The sequence below is a fragment of the Streptomyces sp. NPDC005303 genome (assembly GCF_040607335.1).
In the GTDB taxonomy this organism is placed as follows: domain Bacteria; phylum Actinomycetota; class Actinomycetes; order Streptomycetales; family Streptomycetaceae; genus Streptomyces.
The window spans coordinates 229,421-245,362 of record NZ_JBEXGM010000002.1; the positions used below are offsets into that span (position 1 = coordinate 229,421).

The 15,942-nt window shown below is 70.7% G+C and carries 12 protein-coding genes; 3 read left to right on the forward strand and 9 right to left on the reverse strand.

What is annotated here, in order from left to right:
* The first annotated feature begins 105 nt into the window (after positions 1 to 105).
* On the forward strand, positions 106 to 786 hold the full coding sequence (locus ABZT93_RS05020) for a chaplin (protein ID WP_356099037.1): 681 nt from the start codon (positions 106 to 108) through the stop codon (positions 784 to 786).
* A 58-nt stretch (positions 787 to 844) separates the two neighbouring features.
* Here the strand turns inward: ABZT93_RS05020 and ABZT93_RS05025 are convergent, their stop codons facing one another.
* The 4 genes from ABZT93_RS05025 to ABZT93_RS05040 all read right to left on the reverse strand — a co-directional run bounded on the left by ABZT93_RS05025 (position 845) and on the right by ABZT93_RS05040 (position 7,604).
* A complete protein-coding gene (locus tag ABZT93_RS05025; RefSeq protein ID WP_356099040.1) occupies positions 845 to 2,347 on the reverse strand; it encodes a von Willebrand factor type A domain-containing protein in 1,503 nt (500 codons plus the stop codon).
* 174 nt (positions 2,348 to 2,521) lie between these two features.
* On the reverse strand, positions 2,522 to 3,388 hold the full coding sequence (locus tag ABZT93_RS05030; protein ID WP_356099043.1) for an ABC transporter permease: 867 nt from the start codon (positions 3,386 to 3,388) through the stop codon (positions 2,522 to 2,524).
* Positions 3,385 to 6,009, reverse strand: coding sequence for a CocE/NonD family hydrolase (locus ABZT93_RS05035; RefSeq protein WP_356099046.1), 2,625 nt, complete (start codon positions 6,007 to 6,009; stop codon positions 3,385 to 3,387). Before ABZT93_RS05035 ends, ABZT93_RS05030 begins: the two co-directional genes overlap by 4 nt.
* Before the next feature lie 203 nt (positions 6,010 to 6,212).
* Positions 6,213 to 7,604 carry an APC family permease gene (locus tag ABZT93_RS05040; RefSeq protein WP_356099049.1) on the reverse strand — a complete coding sequence of 464 codons (1,392 nt, stop codon included), beginning with the start codon at positions 7,602 to 7,604 and terminating at the stop codon, positions 6,213 to 6,215.
* A 202-nt stretch (positions 7,605 to 7,806) separates the two neighbouring features.
* Here ABZT93_RS05040 and ABZT93_RS05045 point away from each other — a divergent pair, with 202 nt between their 5' ends.
* Complete coding sequence (locus ABZT93_RS05045) at positions 7,807 to 8,640, forward strand: hypothetical protein (protein ID WP_356099053.1); 834 nt, start codon at positions 7,807 to 7,809, stop codon at positions 8,638 to 8,640.
* 47 nt (positions 8,641 to 8,687) lie between these two features.
* On the opposite strand, the gene mmsA is transcribed toward ABZT93_RS05045, so the two are convergent.
* Genes mmsA through iolC form a run of 5 tightly spaced genes read right to left on the reverse strand, consistent with a single transcriptional unit; the run spans position 8,688 to position 14,735 of the window.
* Positions 8,688 to 10,190 (reverse strand): CoA-acylating methylmalonate-semialdehyde dehydrogenase, encoded by a 1,503-nt coding sequence (gene mmsA, locus ABZT93_RS05050; protein WP_356099055.1) that lies wholly within the window; start codon positions 10,188 to 10,190, stop codon positions 8,688 to 8,690.
* A gap of 16 nt (positions 10,191 to 10,206) precedes the next feature.
* On the reverse strand, positions 10,207 to 12,084 hold the full coding sequence (gene iolD / locus ABZT93_RS05055; RefSeq protein WP_356099058.1) for a 3D-(3,5/4)-trihydroxycyclohexane-1,2-dione acylhydrolase (decyclizing): 1,878 nt from the start codon (positions 12,082 to 12,084) through the stop codon (positions 10,207 to 10,209).
* Positions 12,081 to 12,896: a 5-deoxy-glucuronate isomerase gene (iolB, locus tag ABZT93_RS05060; protein WP_356099061.1), complete on the reverse strand. Its 816-nt coding sequence runs from the start codon at positions 12,894 to 12,896 to the stop codon at positions 12,081 to 12,083. Before iolB ends, iolD begins: the two co-directional genes overlap by 4 nt.
* A 10-nt stretch (positions 12,897 to 12,906) precedes the next feature.
* Entirely contained in the window at positions 12,907 to 13,788 is an 882-nt protein-coding gene (locus tag ABZT93_RS05065) for a deoxyribose-phosphate aldolase (protein ID WP_356099064.1), read from the reverse strand.
* A complete protein-coding gene (gene iolC / locus ABZT93_RS05070; protein WP_356099069.1) occupies positions 13,785 to 14,735 on the reverse strand; it encodes a 5-dehydro-2-deoxygluconokinase in 951 nt (316 codons plus the stop codon). The genes ABZT93_RS05065 and iolC overlap by 4 nt, the downstream gene beginning before the upstream one ends.
* Positions 14,736 to 14,866: 131 nt before the next feature.
* Between iolC and ABZT93_RS05075 the strand changes: the two genes are divergently transcribed.
* Positions 14,867 to 15,784, forward strand: a complete 918-nt coding sequence (locus tag ABZT93_RS05075) for a sugar phosphate isomerase/epimerase (protein WP_356099072.1) — start codon at positions 14,867 to 14,869, stop codon at positions 15,782 to 15,784.
* The last annotated feature ends 158 nt before the right edge of the window (positions 15,785 to 15,942 follow it).

The following is a 15,942-nucleotide window of genomic DNA, read 5'->3' on the forward strand; positions in this document are numbered from 1 at the left end:
AAACCATAACTTCCATGGTTTCGCACATGTTTCACCGAGTGCGGGTGAGTGCCCGCGACATGTCTGAAGGGCAGGGAACCCATGAAACGGGCTATCCGAAACAGTGTGATCGCCGTCGCTGTCGCCTCCGGTGCGATGGCAGTCGCGGGGCCGGCGCAGGCCGACTCCACCGCTGAGGGCTCCGCGGACGGCTCGCCCGGGGTGCTCTCCGGCAACAACGTCCAGTTGCCCGTGGACGTGCCGGTGAACGTGTGCGGGAACACCCTGAACGTGGTCGGGCTCCTCAACCCCGCCATGGGCAACCGCTGCGCCAACGAGGACGGCCCGGCCGCGGGCGACGAGAAGCACGCGGCGCCGGGTGGGGCCACGGCCGTCGGCGGCGCCCACGACTCGCCGGGTGTCGTGTCCGGCAACAACCTCCAGCTTCCGGTCGACCTGCCCGTGAACCTCAGCGGCAACAGCGCGAACCTGGTGGGTATCGCCAATCCCGTCTTCGGCAACGAGTCGGTCAACGGACCGGCCCACCGCCCCGACGAGCCTGAGGACCGGTCCGTACCGTCCACGCCGCGCACGCCGCCGGTCCACCACCAGCCGTCGCACCCGGCGAAGGCGCACGCGACCCCGAGGTCGGCCCCCGCCGTGGTGCAGCAGGAAGCGGCCGCCACCCTCGCGCACACCGGGGCGAACAGCCCCTGGGTACCGTCCGTGGCCAGCCTGGCCCTCCTGACCGCCGGATCGGTGCTGTACCGGCGCTCGCGTTCGAGCGTCGGCGGCCGCCAGGGGTGATCCCGGCCGCCCTGCCCACGAGCCACCACTTCGGCCACCCGGCTGCTCGGCGGGACGGTCACTCGAGGTGCTCCGCCCGCCGGATGGTGTCGGCGAGCTGCCGTACCGCCCGGTCCTCCGTCTGGTCCGCCAACGTGTCCGCCCGGTCGGCCAGTTCGCTCAGGTGTGGGGCTCCCGGCAGGGAGCTCCAGCGGTCGTCGCCCCGGCGTAGGTCGTCGGCGAGGTAGGCGGCCACCGCGGTGACCTGGAAACGGGGACTCGCGCTCCACACGGAGTCGTCGAGGGAGCCGGTCTCCAGCTCACCGGACTTCTCGTGCGGGGCACGGGAGTCGGGGTCCTGCCAGCGGACGGTCGCGGTGGCCAGGTGGCCGTCGGCGCCCGGGCGGGTGTGGACCGCGTAGAGCGCGGTGACCGTGTGGCCGGGGCCGACCTCGCCGCCGTCCACACGATCGTCGCGGAAGTCGTCGTCGGCGACGCGGCGGTCGTCGTAGCCGACGAGGCGGAAGGAGGCGACGGTCTCGGGGTCGAAGGCGACCTGGGCCTTGGCGTCACGGGCGGTCAGGTCGATGTTCTGCGGGAGCTGTTCGCAGAAGACCTTCTCGGCGTCGTCGGCGCCGGAGACGTAGACGGTGTGACCGTCGCCCTTGTCCGCGAGGCGTTCCATGAGGGCGTCGCCGTAGTCGCTGCCGACACCGACGCCGAAGAGGGTGATGCCGTGCTCGCGGCGGGCGGTGTCGATGCGGTCGAGGATGGAGTCGGGGCTGGTGTCGCCGTCGTTGGCGAGGGCGTCGGAGATGAGGACGACCCGGTTGGTGGCACCCTTGCGCAGGCCGTCGACGGCCGTCCGGTAGCCGGTCTCGACGCCCGCGCCGAGGTTGGTGGAGTACGTGGGCCGCAGGTTCTCGATCGCATGGTGGACCTCGGGGCGGTGGCCGCCGAGGCGGGTCATCGGCAGGACGGTCTCGGCCTGGTCGCTGAAGGTGACGAGGGCGACCGAGTCGTCGTCGCGCAGCCGTTCCGTCATGGTGCCGAGGGACTGCTGGGCGAGGTCGAGGCGACCGGGTTCGGCCATCGAGCCGGAGATGTCGATGACGAAGGTGAGAGCGGCGGGCGGGCGCTTCGCGGAGTCCTCGGCGGCGCCCCTCGTGGCCAGGCCCACGCGGACCAGGGACCAGTCGTCGCGGTCGGTGCGGGCGCCGTCGACGGTGACCGTGAAGCCGTTGCCGTGGGGGCGGTCGTAGTCCTGGCGGAAGCTGTTGACGAACTCCTCGGGGCGGATCGTCGAGGGGTCGGGGCGGCGGCCCTCGGCGAGGGTGCGGCGGGCGTAGCCGTAGGAGGCGGTGTCGACGTCGAGGGCGAAGGTGGAGAGGTAGTCGGGGGACGGGGTGACGTAGTCGTCGCGGGACTCGCCGGAGTCCTGTTCGCCCTGGGGCTGGTCCGGGGCCGGGAAGCCCGAGTCGTACGAGCCGCCCCTCGCTCCGTCGGAGCTGCTCTTGCTCCCGTCGTCGCTCCCGCCGCAACCGGTGAGCAGCAGGCCGCCCGCCAGTGTGAGGGCGATCATCACCTGTCGTGTCCGCTGTCGCTCCATCGTCCGTACCCCCTGGGCCTGTTGACGTCGGCTTCTGCGACTGTGACGGGCCGGGGGGCCGGAGCGTGCGCTACGGAGCGTTGCGGATGGGTATCGAAGGGGGCACGGAGACGGCCCGTCGAGACCGGTGGGAGATCTTCCGTTGACCTAGGAGACCACGTCTTTGCGGGCGAAACCCCTGAAGGCCAGGGCGAACAGCACCAGGGCGAGCGTTATCGACAGCGAGGTGCCCTGGATCATGTCGGACCACCGAAGCGTCGGCTGTACGGCGTCGAGCCACGCGTACTGCCAGTGCGAGGGGAGGAAGTCGCGCCAGTCGCCGAGGGCCGTCACCTGGTCCAGCACATTGCCGACGATGGTCAGGCCGACCGCGCCGCCGACCGCGCCGAGGGGGGCGTCGGTGCGGGTGGAGAGCCAGAACGCCAGGGCCGCGGTGACGAGTTGGGAGACGAAGATGTACGCCACCGTGATCAGCAGGCGCTGGGCCGCCGTGCCGGGTTCCAGTGAGCCGCCGGTGGGCAGCTGGAGCGGGCCCCAGCCGTACGCCGCCGTGCCGACCGCGAGGGCGATCAGCGGGAGCAGGAGCATCGCGGCCAGGCTGAGGGTGAGGCCGACGACGAGCTTCGACCACAGCAGGCGGGCCCTGGGCACGGGTGCCGCCAGGAGATAGCGCAGGGAGGACCAGCTGGCCTCCGAGGCGACCGTGTCCCCGCAGAACAGCGCCACGGGGACGACCAGGAGGAAACCCGCGGAGGCGAAGAGGTTCACCGCGGCGAAGTTCGCCCCGGACACCGTCGCCGTGTCCATCAGGTTGACCCGGGTGTTGCCCGAGCCCGGTCCGCCGCCCACTTGGAAGGCGATCAGCAGGACGAAGGGCAGGGCGATCAGGATGCCGAACATGACGAGCGTGCGGCGCCGCTTCAGCTGCCGTATCAGCTCGACCCGGATCGGCAGCGTACGGCCCGCGCGGTAGCCGTCGGCGACCTCCGCGCGCTCGGTCAGCGTGCTGCTCATGCGGAGTCTCCAATCAGGGTGAGGAAGGCGTCCTCGAGGCGGCGGTGGGGGCCCACCGACTCCACCGGGACCTCCAGCCGGACGAGTTCGGCGACCAGGCGGGCCGCACTGCCGTCCGCGTCGAGCCGTACGAGGAGACCGCCCTCGGTCCCGACCGCGGAGGCCACGCCCGGCAGGGCCGCGACCTTCTCGACGACGGGCTCCTCGACCTCCGCGGCGGTGCCGACCAGGAGGGTGTCGCCGGAGCCGACGATCTCGCCGACCGGGCCCGCCTGGACGAGCTTGCCGTGGTCCATGACCACGAGGTGGGTGCAGGACTGCTCGACCTCCGAGAGGAGGTGGCTGGAGACGATGACCGTGCGGCCGGCCGCCGCATAGCGGATCATCACCTCGCGCATCTCGCGGATCTGCGGTGGGTCGAGGCCGTTGGTCGGTTCGTCGAGGATGAGCAGGTCCGGCAGGCCCAGCATGGCCTGGGCGATGGCCAGGCGCTGGCGCATGCCCTGGGAGTAGGTGCGGACCGCGCGGGACAGCGCGTCGCCGAGACCGGCGATCTCCAGCGCCTCGTCCATGCGGGCGTCCTCGGTCGGGCGACCGGTGGCCTGCCAGTACAGCTCCAGGTTCTCCCGGCCCGACAGGTGCGGCAGGAAGCCCGCGCCCTCGACGAAGGCGCCGACCCGGGAGAGCACGGGGGCGCCGGGCGCGATCGCGTGGCCGAAGACGCGGACCTCGCCGCCGTCCGGCCTGATCAGGCCCATCAGCATGCGCAGGGTGGTCGTCTTGCCCGCGCCGTTCGGGCCGAGCAGGCCGAGGACCTGGCCCTTCTCGACGCGGAAGGAGAGGTCGCGGACCGCGTACCGGTCGGCGGACCTGGCGTACCGCTTGCTCAGGTCGGTTATCTGCAGGGGGACTTCGGCGAGCTCCGGCTCGGGGGCCGCGGGGGCCGCCGTACGGCGGCGGCCCGTCATCACGAGGACCAGCGCGAGCACCGCGCCGGCCAGCGGCAGCCACCACACCCAGGCGGGCAGGGGGGCCTGGGTGTTCTTCTGGCTGAGGGCCGTGGGGACCTCGAGGTCGCTCTTGAGGGAGACGGTGTACGTCGCCGGGGCCGTCGGGGAGGCGTAGCCGAGGTCCGTGGAGGCGAGGACCAGACGGAGGCGGTGGCCGTCGTCGATGGCGTGGTCGATCGCCGGGAGGGTGATCGTGACGTCCTTGCCGGCTTTCGCGCCCTCGACCTTGAGGGGCTCCACGAGCTGGGACGGCAGGGTCTGCCGACCGTTCGCGCCCACGTCGTACAGCTTGGCGAAGAGGACGGCGTCGTCGGTCGTCGACTTGACGTGGACGGTGACCGTGGGTGAGCCGGTGATCTGGAGGTCGTCCTTGACGGGGGCCGACTCGAAGGCGGCGTACTGGCCCGGGAAGTCGAGGGAGACGCCGACGCCGAGGGAGGAGAGCTGGGAGAGGCCGCCTCCGCCGAGGCCGGGGAGGGCCGAGACGGCGGGCGGGCTGGCGCCGGCCGGGTTGTCGAAGTCCTGTTCGCGGCCGGTGAGGGCGACCTTGCGACCGTCGCTCTCCAGGCCCGGGTAGGTGTCCGCGGTGACGCCGGTGAGGCGGGTCTCGCCGTCGCCGGTGTCGGTGCCGAGGGTGCGGGTGACGCGGAAGGCGGGGCCGGTGTCGGCGGACCTGTCGTCCTTGAGGTAGCGGTCGAACCAGTGGGCCACGCGGGACTGGACACGGCTCGTCTCCAGGTCGCCGCCGTCATGGCCGCCCGCGATCCAGTCGACGTCGACGGGGGCACCGTTGGCGCGGATCGCCTTGGCGGCGGCATCGGCCTGGTTCAGGGGGAAGAGGGAGTCCGTCTGGCCCTGGACGAGGAGGGTGGGGACCTTGATGTCCTCGGCCACGGCCGACGGGGAGCGTTCCTCCAGCATCTTCTCGGCCTGCGCGTCCGGTACGCCGGACTGGGCCACCCGCTGGTACATCGCGCAGATCTGCGGCTCGAACTTGTCGCAGCCGCCCGCGGAGTTGACGAAGATGCCGGCCCAGAGCTTCTTGAGGACCCCGTTCGGGAAGAGGGCGTCCGAGAGGTTCCAGTACGTGATCAACGGGGCGATCGCGTCCACGCGCCGGTCGTGGCCGGCGGCAAGAAGGGAGATCGCGCCGCCGTAGCTCGCGCCCGCCACACCGACTCTGGGGTCGCCGGGCTTGTCGAGCTGGACCTGGGGTTGCTTCGCCAGCCAGTCGATCAGCCGGGAAACGTCGGCGACCTCACCCTTCGGGTCGTTGAGGCCGACCTTGCCCGTGGACCTGCCGAAGCCTCTCGCCGACCAGGTGAGGACCGCGTAGCCGTCTCTCGCGAGGTCCTGCGCCTGCGCGCGGACGTCGCTCTTGCTGCCGCCGAAGCCGTGGCCGAGGAGGACCGCGGGGCGCTTCCCGGTGCCGCTCGTCGTGAAGTAAGAGGTGTCTATGCGGACGCCGTCGAGCGCCATGATCTGGTCGGTGCGGTGCACCGGGGGCGGGTCGTCAGAGGCGGCGGCCGTCCATGTCCCGGCAGCGGCGAGCACGACGACGGAGGCCGCGGCGGCGATCCACCGTGGCCTCCGGAGGCGTCGAAGATCCATGTGTCAACGGTACGGGGTGAAACTGTCGGGGGCTTATCGACCGAGGGCTGAACTCCGGGCCATCCTGGGGGTGGAGGGGGGTTCGTCATGTACAGCGGGTGCGGTACGGCTACGAGCTCGGGAGGTCCTGCTCTCGGCCGTCTGCTGCGCCGTCGTGGCTGGTCGCGCAGTTCCCCGCGCCCCTGTTCGCCCCTGCGGGGCGATCAGTCCTCCGGAATCGAAACGAGCCACCTTGTTTCCCCTCGGGGGCGGAGGTACAGCGCCCAGTACAGGGTCGCCGCCGCCGTGATCCCCCCCGTCCACAGCAGGTACTCCGGCTCCTGCTGGGTCAGGATGTAGGCCAGTACCGCGATCAGGAGGATCGGCATCGCCGGCCACAGGGGCATGCGCCAGGCCGGGGTGTGCTTGTGGTGGGGGCGGCGGGACAGCAGGGCGGCGATCGCGACCAGCAGGTACATGCCCGTCACCGAGACGCCCGTGACGCCGTACAGCGTGTCCAGGTTCACGAAGCACAGGGCCGCTCCCGGGATGCCCACCGCGAGGGTGGCGACCCAGGGGGAGCCGAAGCGGCCGAGCTTCGAGAAGACGTGGTTGACCGGGGCCGGCCAGGCCTGGTCCCTCGCCGAGGCGAAGAGGACGCGGGAGTTCTGGATGACCATGACGATGCCCGCGTTGATGATCGCCAGGGCCACGCACAGGCTGACGAAGGTGCCGACCGCGGAGTCGGACCAGGCCGTGACCATGGCGCTGATGTCGCCGCCGGTCAGTTCGGTCAGGTCGGAGGCGCCCATGGTGATCGCGGCCACCGGGACCAGGATGATCACGGTGGAGATGGCGAGGGTGGCCAAAACCGTGCGGGCCACGTTGCGGCGGGGGTTCTCCAGTTCCTCGGAGAGGTAGACGGCCGTCGAGAAGCCCTGGGTGACGAAGAGGGCGATCGCGAGGCCGGAGACGACCAGCATGGCCGTGACCGTGTCCGTCCCGCCGTGCGCGCCCGCCACCTGCATGGACAGCAGGCTGCTGGGGCCGCGTTCCGCGTGCGTGAAGCCCAGGAGGGCCACCATCGCCGCCGCTATCACCTCCAGGACCAGGAAGATTCCGGTGATCCAGGCGTTGGCGCGCAGGTCGAGGAGGCCGGCGAGGGTGGCCAGGAGCATGACCGCGGCGCCCGCCAGGGAGGGGTTCAGGTGGATCACCGGGGCCAGGTAGTCCGCGGTGCCCATCGCGATCACCGGCGGGACGATCATGACGACCAGGAGGGAGAGCACGAAGACGAGCCAGCCCGCGAGTCGTCCCGCCAGCGTCGAGACGATGGCGTACTCGCCGCCCGCGCTGGGGATGAGGGTGCCCAGCTCCGAGTAGCAGAACGCCACGGCGATACAGAGGAGGGAGCCGATGGCGATCGTCAGGGCGGTGGCGGTGCCGAGCGAGCCGAAGAGGTCGGGGACGACCACGAAGAGCGTGGAGGCCGGGGTCACGCAGGACAGCGTCAGGAGGGTGCCGCCGACCACGCCGATGGAACGGTTGAGCTTGGCGGGGCCGTGCTCCCGCGCCTCTGGGACGGCGGTGTCGGCAGGGCGGAGGGTGTCGGTCATGGTGTTGCATGGAACCCCGACGAAAACCGGCACGTCAATAGGTGTCCAGCCGCGAAATCCGTAGATCGAAAGCGTCCTGAATGGTGAATACGACAGTCCTGCGTGGCTGCTTCTACGATTCGGGCGGTACGGGAACCGTAGCGTCGGGGTGAAAAAACGTGCCGCTAAAGTCTCCCCTCAAAGGTCATTCACAGGGGGGCACATGAAGCTCAATCACACCGCTGCCTGGGTGGGGTTCACGGCGGCGGCGATGGTCGCGGTCACGGCATGCGGTTCCGAGGGCGTGAAGCAGGCGGCGGACGTCGTCGACAAGTCGGACGCGATCATGGCGGCGCTCGCACGGGCGACCGACCGGACCGAGCAGCTCGGCTCGGCCGAGGTCAGGATGACGACGGACGTCGGCAACGGCACCCCGATCGCCATGGACGGCACCTACTCGTGGGGCGACGGATACGCCTACGACATCGAGATGGACACGAAGGCCGCACAGATGCAGACGCTGACGGCCGACCCGTCGATCCGCGTCCTGTTCGTGGACGGCGCCTACTACTACGACGTCGACCCGCAGCCCGCCGGCCCGCTCAAGGGCAAGGAGTGGATGAAGATCGACGGGTCCGCCGTGTTCGGCGAGTCCGGTGCCAAGGCGCTCAGTGGCAACAACGGCAGCCCGTCGGCGTCCATGAAGGGCCTCAAGTACGCCGACGACGTCGAGAACCTCGGCAAGGAGACCGTCGACGGGAAGAGCACGACCCACTACCGGGCCGAGATCGACCAGAAGAAGCTGGGCCGGCTCAAGGAGGCCTACGGCGACCAGGACGGGCTCCTGGGCAAGGCCACCGGCGGCTTGACCTCGATGACCATGGAGGTCTGGGTCGGCGCCGGGGACCTGCCGGTCCGGCTGAAGCAGCGGATGGGCACCATGACGGTCACCATGGACTTCGAGAAGTTCGGCAGGACGGCCGTGGTGAAGGCCCCGCCGGCCACCGAGACCGGTGACCTGACCGAGGTCCTCAAGAACGCCACCAGCGGGCAGTGACCACGGCTGAGGCCGGGCACACGCGTGTGCCCGGCCTCAGGGGTGACTCAGTGGTTGCGCGGGAAGCCCAGGTCCACGCCGGCGGGGGCGTCGGCCGGGTCGGGCCAGCGGGTGGTGACGACCTTGCCGCGGGTGTAGAAGTGCGTGCCGTCGTTGCCGTAGATGTGGTGGTCGCCGAAGAGCGAGTCCTTCCAGCCACCGAAGCTGTGGTAGCCGACGGGGACCGGGATCGGGACGTTCACGCCGACCATGCCGGCCTCGACCTCCAGCTGGAAGCGGCGGGCGGCGCCGCCGTCCCGGGTGAAGATCGCGGTGCCGTTGCCGAAGGGTGAGGCGTTGATGAGCGCCAGGCCGTCCTCGTAGGTGTCGACGCGCAGCACGGTCAGGACCGGGCCGAAGATCTCGTCCTGGTAGGCCTTGGCGGTGGTGGGGACCTTGTCGAGGAGCGAGATGCCGATCCAGTGGCCGTCCTCGAAGCCCTCCACGGTGTGGCCGGTGCCGTCCAGGACGACCTCGCAGCCCTCGGCCGCCGCGCCGGAGACGTAGGAGGCGACCTTGTCGCGGTGCACCTTCGTGATGAGCGGGCCCATCTCGGAGGCCGGGTCGTTGCCCGGGCCGATCTTGATCTTCTCGGCACGCTCGCGGATCTTCTCGACCAGGCTGTCGCCGATGGCGCCGACCGCGACGACCGCGGAGATGGCCATGCAGCGCTCGCCGGCCGAACCGTAGGCGGCGCTCACCGCCGCGTCCGCCGCCGCGTCCAGGTCGGCGTCCGGCAGGACCAGCATGTGGTTCTTGGCGCCGCCCAGCGCCTGGACCCGCTTGCCGTTGGCGGAGGCGGTGGTGTGGATGTAGCGGGCGATCGGGGTCGAGCCGACGAAGGAGACGGCCTTGACGTCCGGGTGCTCCAGGAGACGGTCGACGGCCACCTTGTCGCCGTGCACGACGTTGAAGACGCCGTCGGGCAGACCGGCCTCGGCGAGCAGCTCGGCGATCTTGATGGAGGCCGAGGGGTCCTTCTCGGACGGCTTGAGCACGAAGGTGTTGCCGGTCGCGATGGCGATCGGGAACATCCACATCGGCACCATGGCCGGGAAGTTGAACGGTGTGATGCCGGCGACGACACCGAGCGGCTGGCGGATCGAGGCCACGTCCACGCGGCTGGCGACCTCGGTGGACAGCTCGCCCTTCAGCTGCACGGTGATCCCGCACGCCAGGTCCACGATCTCCAGGCCGCGCGCGACCTCGCCGAGCGCGTCGGAGTGCACCTTGCCGTGCTCGGCGGTGATCAGCTCGGCGATCGCGTCCCGGTTCGCCTCCAGGAGCGCCCGGAAGCGGAACAGGATCGTGGTGCGCTTGGCGAGCGAGGAGGTGCCCCAGGTCTGGAACGCGTCCTTCGCGGCGGCCACGGCGGCGTCGACCTCGTCGACCGAGGCGAACGCGACCTTCGTGGTGACCGCGCCGGTCGCCGGGTCGGTGACCGGCCCGTAGTTCCCCGACGCGCCTTCGACGGTCTTGCCGCCGATCCAGTGGTTGACGATCTTCGTCATGACCGAGTACTCCTTTTCACAGATGGCGGCGTCGGGTTGAGACGTGCCGTTCGTACAGCTCACGGGCCTTCACCGCGGACGCGCGCGTCGCGGTCTCGGCCACAGGTACATCCCACCAGGCCTGCGCCGGAGGCGGGCCCGACACTGTGTCGGCCGTTTCGGTCTCGACGTAGACACATGTGGGAGTGTCGGCGGTCCGCGCCGCTTCGAGGGCGGCGCGCAGGTCCCGTACGGTCTTCGCGCGCAGGACGCGCATACCGAGGCTGGCCGCGTTGGCGGCCAGGTCCACGGGCAGCGGAGCGCCCGTGTAGGTGCCGTCTTCGGACTGGTAACGGTACGCCGTACCGAAGCGCTCGCCGCCGACCGTCTCGGACAGGCCGCCGATGGAGGCGTAGCCGTGGTTCTGGATCAGGAGGAGCTTGATCGCGATGCCCTCCTGTACGGCCGTGACGATCTCCGTCGGCATCATCAGGTACGTGCCGTCGCCGACCAGCGCCCAGACGTTGCGGTCGGGAGCGGCCATCTTCACACCGATCGCGGCCGGGATCTCGTAACCCATGCAGGAGTAGCCGTACTCCAGGTGGTACTGGTCCCTCGACCGGGCGCGCCACAGCTTGTGCAGGTCACCGGGGAGGGAGCCGGCCGCGTTGATGATCACGTCGGACTCGTCGACGAGGGCGTCCAGGGCGCCGAGGACCTGCGGCTGGGTCGGCCTGATGTCGGGCTCGTCGGCCTCGTAGCAGGCGTCGACGCGCTGTTCCCAGCGCTCCTTGTCGAGCGTGTACTCGTCGACGTACACGTCCGGGACGCGGTGGGCGTGCAGCCGGAGTGCCTCGGTGAGCTCCGTCAGGCCGCTGCGGGCGTCCGCGACCAGCGGCATACCGGCGAGCTTGTGGCCGTCGTAGGGCGCGATGTTCAGGTTGAGGAAGCGGACGCCGTCGCTCGCGAAGAGGGTGCCGGAGGCCGTCGTGAAGTCGGTGTACCGGGTGCCGACGCCGATCACCAGGTCGGCCTGGCGGGCCAGTTCGTTGGCCGTCGCGGTGCCGGTGTGGCCGATGCCGCCGACGTCCTGGGGGTGGTCGTGGCGCAGGGAGCCCTTGCCGGCCTGGGTGGAGGCGACCGGGATGCCGGTGGCGCTCGCGAACTCGGCGAGGGCCTCCTCGGCGCGGCTGTGGTGGACTCCGCCGCCGGCGACCACCAGGGGGCGCCGGGCGTCGCGGATCGCGTGGACCGCCTCGGCGAGTTCGGTCGGATCGGCGCCCGGCCGCCGTACGGTCCAGGTGCGCTCGGCGAAGAACTCGTCCGGCCAGTCGTACGCCTCGGCCTGGACGTCCTGGGGCAGCGCGAGGGTCACGGCGCCGGTCTCGACCGGGTCGGTGAGGACGCGTACGGCCTGGAGGGCGGCCGGTATCAGGGCCTCCGGACGTGTGACGCGGTCGAAGTACTTCGACACCGGGCGCAGACAGTCGTTGACCGATATGTCACCGGCGTAGGGGACTTCGAGCTGCTGGAGGACCGGGTCGGCCACCCGGGTGGCGAAGATGTCGCCGGGCAGGAGCAGGACCGGCAGGTGGTTGATGGTCGCGAGGGCCGCGCCCGTCACCAGGTTGGTGGCGCCCGGGCCGATCGACGTCGTCACCGCGTGCGTGGACAGGCGGCCCGACTGACGCGCGTAGCCCACGGCCGCGTGCACCATGGACTGCTCGTTGCGGCCCTGGTGGAAGGGCATCTCGTCGCCGTACTCGACGAGCGCCTGGCCGAGCCCCGCGACATTGCCGTGGCCGAAGATGCCCCAGGTCGCGGAGATCAACCGCCGTCGTACACCGTCGCGTTCGGTGTACTGGGCGGCCAGGAAGCGGACCAGCGCTTGCGCGACGGTCAGGCGGGTGGTCATCGGTACCCCTCCGTGTGGTCCGGGTGGAAGCAGATCCGCCACTCCCGCGTCTCACCCGGTCCCGCCATGACGTTGAGGTAGTACATGTCGTGGCCGGGCTGGGCGATGGACGGGCCGTGCCATCCGTCGGGGACGAGGACGGCGTCGCCGGAGCGGACCTCGGCGAGGACGTCGGAACCGCCCTCACGGGAGGGAGATACGCGCTGATAGCCGAAACCGTTCGGGCCGTCGATCTCGAAGTAGTAGATCTCCTCCAACTCGGCTTCCACGCCGGGCCGGTGCTCGTCGTGCTTGTGCGGCGGGTACGAGGACCAGTTGCCGCCGGGGGTGATCACCTCGACGGCGATGAGCTTGTCGCAGTCGAAGGCGTCGGCGGAGGCGAAGTTGCGCACATGCCGCAACTGGGTGCCGCTGCCGCGCTCTTCGACGGGGACCTCCGGCGCGGGGCCGTAGCGGGCGGGGAGTCGTCGCTCGCACTTCGCTCCTGCCAGGGCGAAGCGGCCTCCCGCGCCGGAGGCGATCGATGCCTGGGCGTCCCGGGGCACGTACGCGAAGTCCGAGACTCCGGCGAACACGCTTTCCCGGCCCAGGAGTTGGAAATCCTCGGAACCCACGTGGACGGTACAGCCGCCTTCCAGCGGAAGCACGATCCACTCGCTGTCACCGGAGGTGAAGGTGTGCGTGCCACCCGGTGCCAGCTCGACGATCCGCAGGCTGCTGTGGGTCCAGCCGGCCCGCTTGGGGTCGATGTCCACCGTGTACTGGGCGTTGATGGAGCCGCCCTTGGGGACGTACAGCTCGGTCTGTGTCATGCGGCGGCCCTCACAGCAGTCCTACGGCGGTGTCCACGGCGGCGGCCACGTCGCCGTCCGCCGGGTACAGCAGCGAGCGGCCCACCACCAGGCCGCGCACGGTGGGGAGTTGAAGGGCGCCGCGCCACTTCTCGTACGCGCCGTCCTGGTCGTCTCCGACCTCCCCGCCCAGCAGCACGGCGGGCAGGGTGGAGGCGGCCATGACCTCGCCCATGTCGTCGGGGTTGTCGCAGACCGGGACCTTGAGCCAGGTGTAGGCCGAACTGCCGCCCAGGCCCGAGGCGATGGCGATCGACTTGGTGACGGCCTCGGCGGACAGGTCGTTCCTGACCTTGCCCTCGGTGGTGCGCCCGCTGATGAACGGCTCGACGAAGACGGGGAGCCGGCGCGCGGCCATGTCGTCGATGGCGCGGGCCGTGGACTCCATGGTGGTCAGGGAGCCCGGGTCGTCGTAGTCGATGCGCAGGAGCAGCTTGCCGGCGTCGAAGCCGAGCCGCTCGATGTCCTCGGGGCGGTGGCCGGTGAAGCGGTCGTCGAGCTCGAAGCTCGCGCCCTGGAGGCCGCCGCGGTTCATGGAGCCCATGACGACCTTGCCGTCGAGAGCGCCGAGCAGCAGCAGGTCGTCCAGTATGTCGGCGGTCGCGAGGACGCCGTCGACACCGGGGCGGGACAGCGCCAGGCAGAGGCGTTCGAGCAGGTCGGCGCGGTTGGCCATGGCCATCCGGTTGCCGCCGACGCCGAGCGCGCCCCGGGCGGGGTGGTCGGCGGCGACGATCATCAGGCGGCCGCTGTCGTTCAGGAGGGGACGCCGGGTGCGGCGGGCGGCGGCCTCGGCGATCGCCTCGGGACGTTCGGCGCGCAGGCGGACGAGCTCCGCGGGGTCGACGCTCACAGAACCGCTCCCGCCGCGATCGCGCTCTCGATCTCGTCGGTCGTCGGCATCGCCGAACTGCATTCGAGGCGGGAGGCGACGATGGCGCCGGCCGCGTTGGCGTGCCGCATGATCTTCTCCAGGTCCCAGCCGCTGAGCAGACCGTGGCACAGGGCGCCGCCGAAGGCGTCACCGGCGCCGAGGCCGTTCAGGACGTTGACGGGCAGCGGCGGGACCTCGGCGGACTCACCCCTGCTGTTGACGGCGAGGACACCCTTGGGGCCCTGCTTGACGACCGCCAGTTCGACACCGGCGTCCAGGAGGGCGCGGGCGGCGGCGTGCGGCTCGCGCACTCCGGTCGCGACCTCGACCTCGTCGAGGTTGCCGACGGCGACGGTGGTGTGGCGGAGGGCCTCTTCGTAGAAGGGGCGGGCCTCGGCGGGGTCCCGCCAGAACATGGGACGCCAGTCGAGGTCGAAGACCGTCGTGCCGGACTTCGCGCGGTGGGCGAGGGCCGCCAGCGTCGCCGTACGACTGGGCTCCTCGCTCAGGCCGGTGCCGGTGACCCAGAAGACGCTCGCCTCGCGGAGCGCGTCGAGGTCCAGCTCGTGGGCGTCGATCTCCAGGTCGGGGGCCTTGGGCTGCCGGTAGAAGTACAGCGGGAAGTCGTCCGGCGGGAAGACCTCGCAGAAGGTGACGGGGGTCGGCAGGCCCGGGACCGGGGTGACCCAGCGGTCGTCGACGCCGAAGCCCTGGAGCGCCTCGTGCAGATAGGTGCCGAAGGGGTCGTCACCGGTGCGGGTGATCACCGCGGTCCGCCGTCCCAGGCGTGCCGCGGCGACCGCGACGTTGGTCGCCGAGCCTCCGAGGAACTTGCCGAAGGACGTCACCTGCGGCAGCGGGACACCGGTCTGGAGTGGATACAGGTCCACACCGATCCGCCCCATGGTGATCAGGTCGTACGCCATCGGCTTCCCTTCGTACCTGCGTCGGCTCTCCCGGCGTTTGTAGCCCCGCACGGCGAGCCCTGTCAATGTTTTGTCCAGACATTCGGACGAGACCTTGACAGCGCTTGCTTTCCGAACCGAAGCTGACCGGCATGACAGCGCCCGCACCTCAGCCCTCACTGTCCCGCATCCGGATCGGCTCGGCTCCCGACTCCTGGGGCGTGTGGTTCCCCGACGACCCCCAGCAGGTCCCCTGGCAGCGCTTCCTCGACGAGGTCGCCGACTCCGGGTACGAGTGGATCGAGCTGGGCCCGTACGGGTACCTGCCGACCGACCCCGCGGTCCTCACCGAGGAGGTCTCCCGGCGTGGCCTGAAGGTGTCCGCGGGCACCGTCTTCACCGGCCTGCACCACGGCGAGGCAGTGTGGGAGAAGACCTGGGCGCATGTCGCGGACAACGCGGTACTCGCGCAGGCGATGGGTGCGAAGCACCTGGTCGTGATCCCGTCGTTCTGGCGAGACGACAAGACGGGCGAGGTACTGGAACCGGACACGCTCACGCCGGAGCAGTGGCGCAACCTCGGCTCGCTGACCGAGCGCCTGGGGCAGCGGGTGAAGGAGGAGTACGGCCTTCGGATCGTCGTCCATCCGCATGCCGACACCCACATCGACAGCGAGGAGAACGTGGTCCGGTTCCTGGACGCCACCGACTCCGACCTGGTGTCGCTGTGCCTGGACACCGGGCACTACGCGTACTGCGGCGGGGACAGCGTCAAGCTGATCGAGACCTACGGGTCGCGGATCGGGTATCTGCACCTCAAGCAGGTGGACCCGGAGATCCTGGCGGACGTGCGGGCCAAGGGGACGCCGTTCGGGCCCGCCGTCGCGCAGGGCGTGATGTGCGAGCCGCCCTCGGGTGTGCCGGCGCTGGGGCCCGTGCTGGAGGCCGCCCAGAAGCTGGACGTGGATCTGTTCGCGATCGTCGAGCAGGACATGTACCCGTGCGAGCCGGACAAGCCGTTGCCCATCGCTCAGCGGACCCGGGCGTTCCTGCGGTCCTGCGGCGCGTAGTCGTTCGTCCGCGGGGGCGGCCGTCCGGGGGCCGAGACGCCCCGATGTCAACACGCCGCGCCCGCACGCCCGCGTGCGCCTTTGCGTCACCTCTGTCACAAACCCCCCTTCCGTGTCACATATGTCGCGAGTACGCAGGTCCCTCGTCACACCCGGCG

Coding starts and splice junctions, on each gene's coding strand:
- iolD (WP_356099058.1), bottom strand. CDS start 12,084: ATGACCACCCGCCTGACCGTCGCGCAAGCGCTGGTCCGCTTCCTGGCC.
- ABZT93_RS05030 (WP_356099043.1), bottom strand. CDS start 3,388: ATGAGCAGCACGCTGACCGAGCGCGCGGAGGTCGCCGACGGCTACCGC.
- iolC (WP_356099069.1), bottom strand. CDS start 14,735: ATGGCGTACGACCTGATCACCATGGGGCGGATCGGTGTGGACCTGTAT.
- ABZT93_RS05045 (WP_356099053.1), top strand. CDS start 7,807: ATGAAGCTCAATCACACCGCTGCCTGGGTGGGGTTCACGGCGGCGGCG.
- ABZT93_RS05025 (WP_356099040.1), bottom strand. CDS start 2,347: ATGATCGCCCTCACACTGGCGGGCGGCCTGCTGCTCACCGGTTGCGGC.
- ABZT93_RS05075 (WP_356099072.1), top strand. CDS start 14,867: ATGACAGCGCCCGCACCTCAGCCCTCACTGTCCCGCATCCGGATCGGC.
- ABZT93_RS05035 (WP_356099046.1), bottom strand. CDS start 6,009: ATGGATCTTCGACGCCTCCGGAGGCCACGGTGGATCGCCGCCGCGGCC.
- ABZT93_RS05040 (WP_356099049.1), bottom strand. CDS start 7,604: ATGACCGACACCCTCCGCCCTGCCGACACCGCCGTCCCAGAGGCGCGG.
- iolB (WP_356099061.1), bottom strand. CDS start 12,896: ATGACACAGACCGAGCTGTACGTCCCCAAGGGCGGCTCCATCAACGCC.
- mmsA (WP_356099055.1), bottom strand. CDS start 10,190: ATGACGAAGATCGTCAACCACTGGATCGGCGGCAAGACCGTCGAAGGC.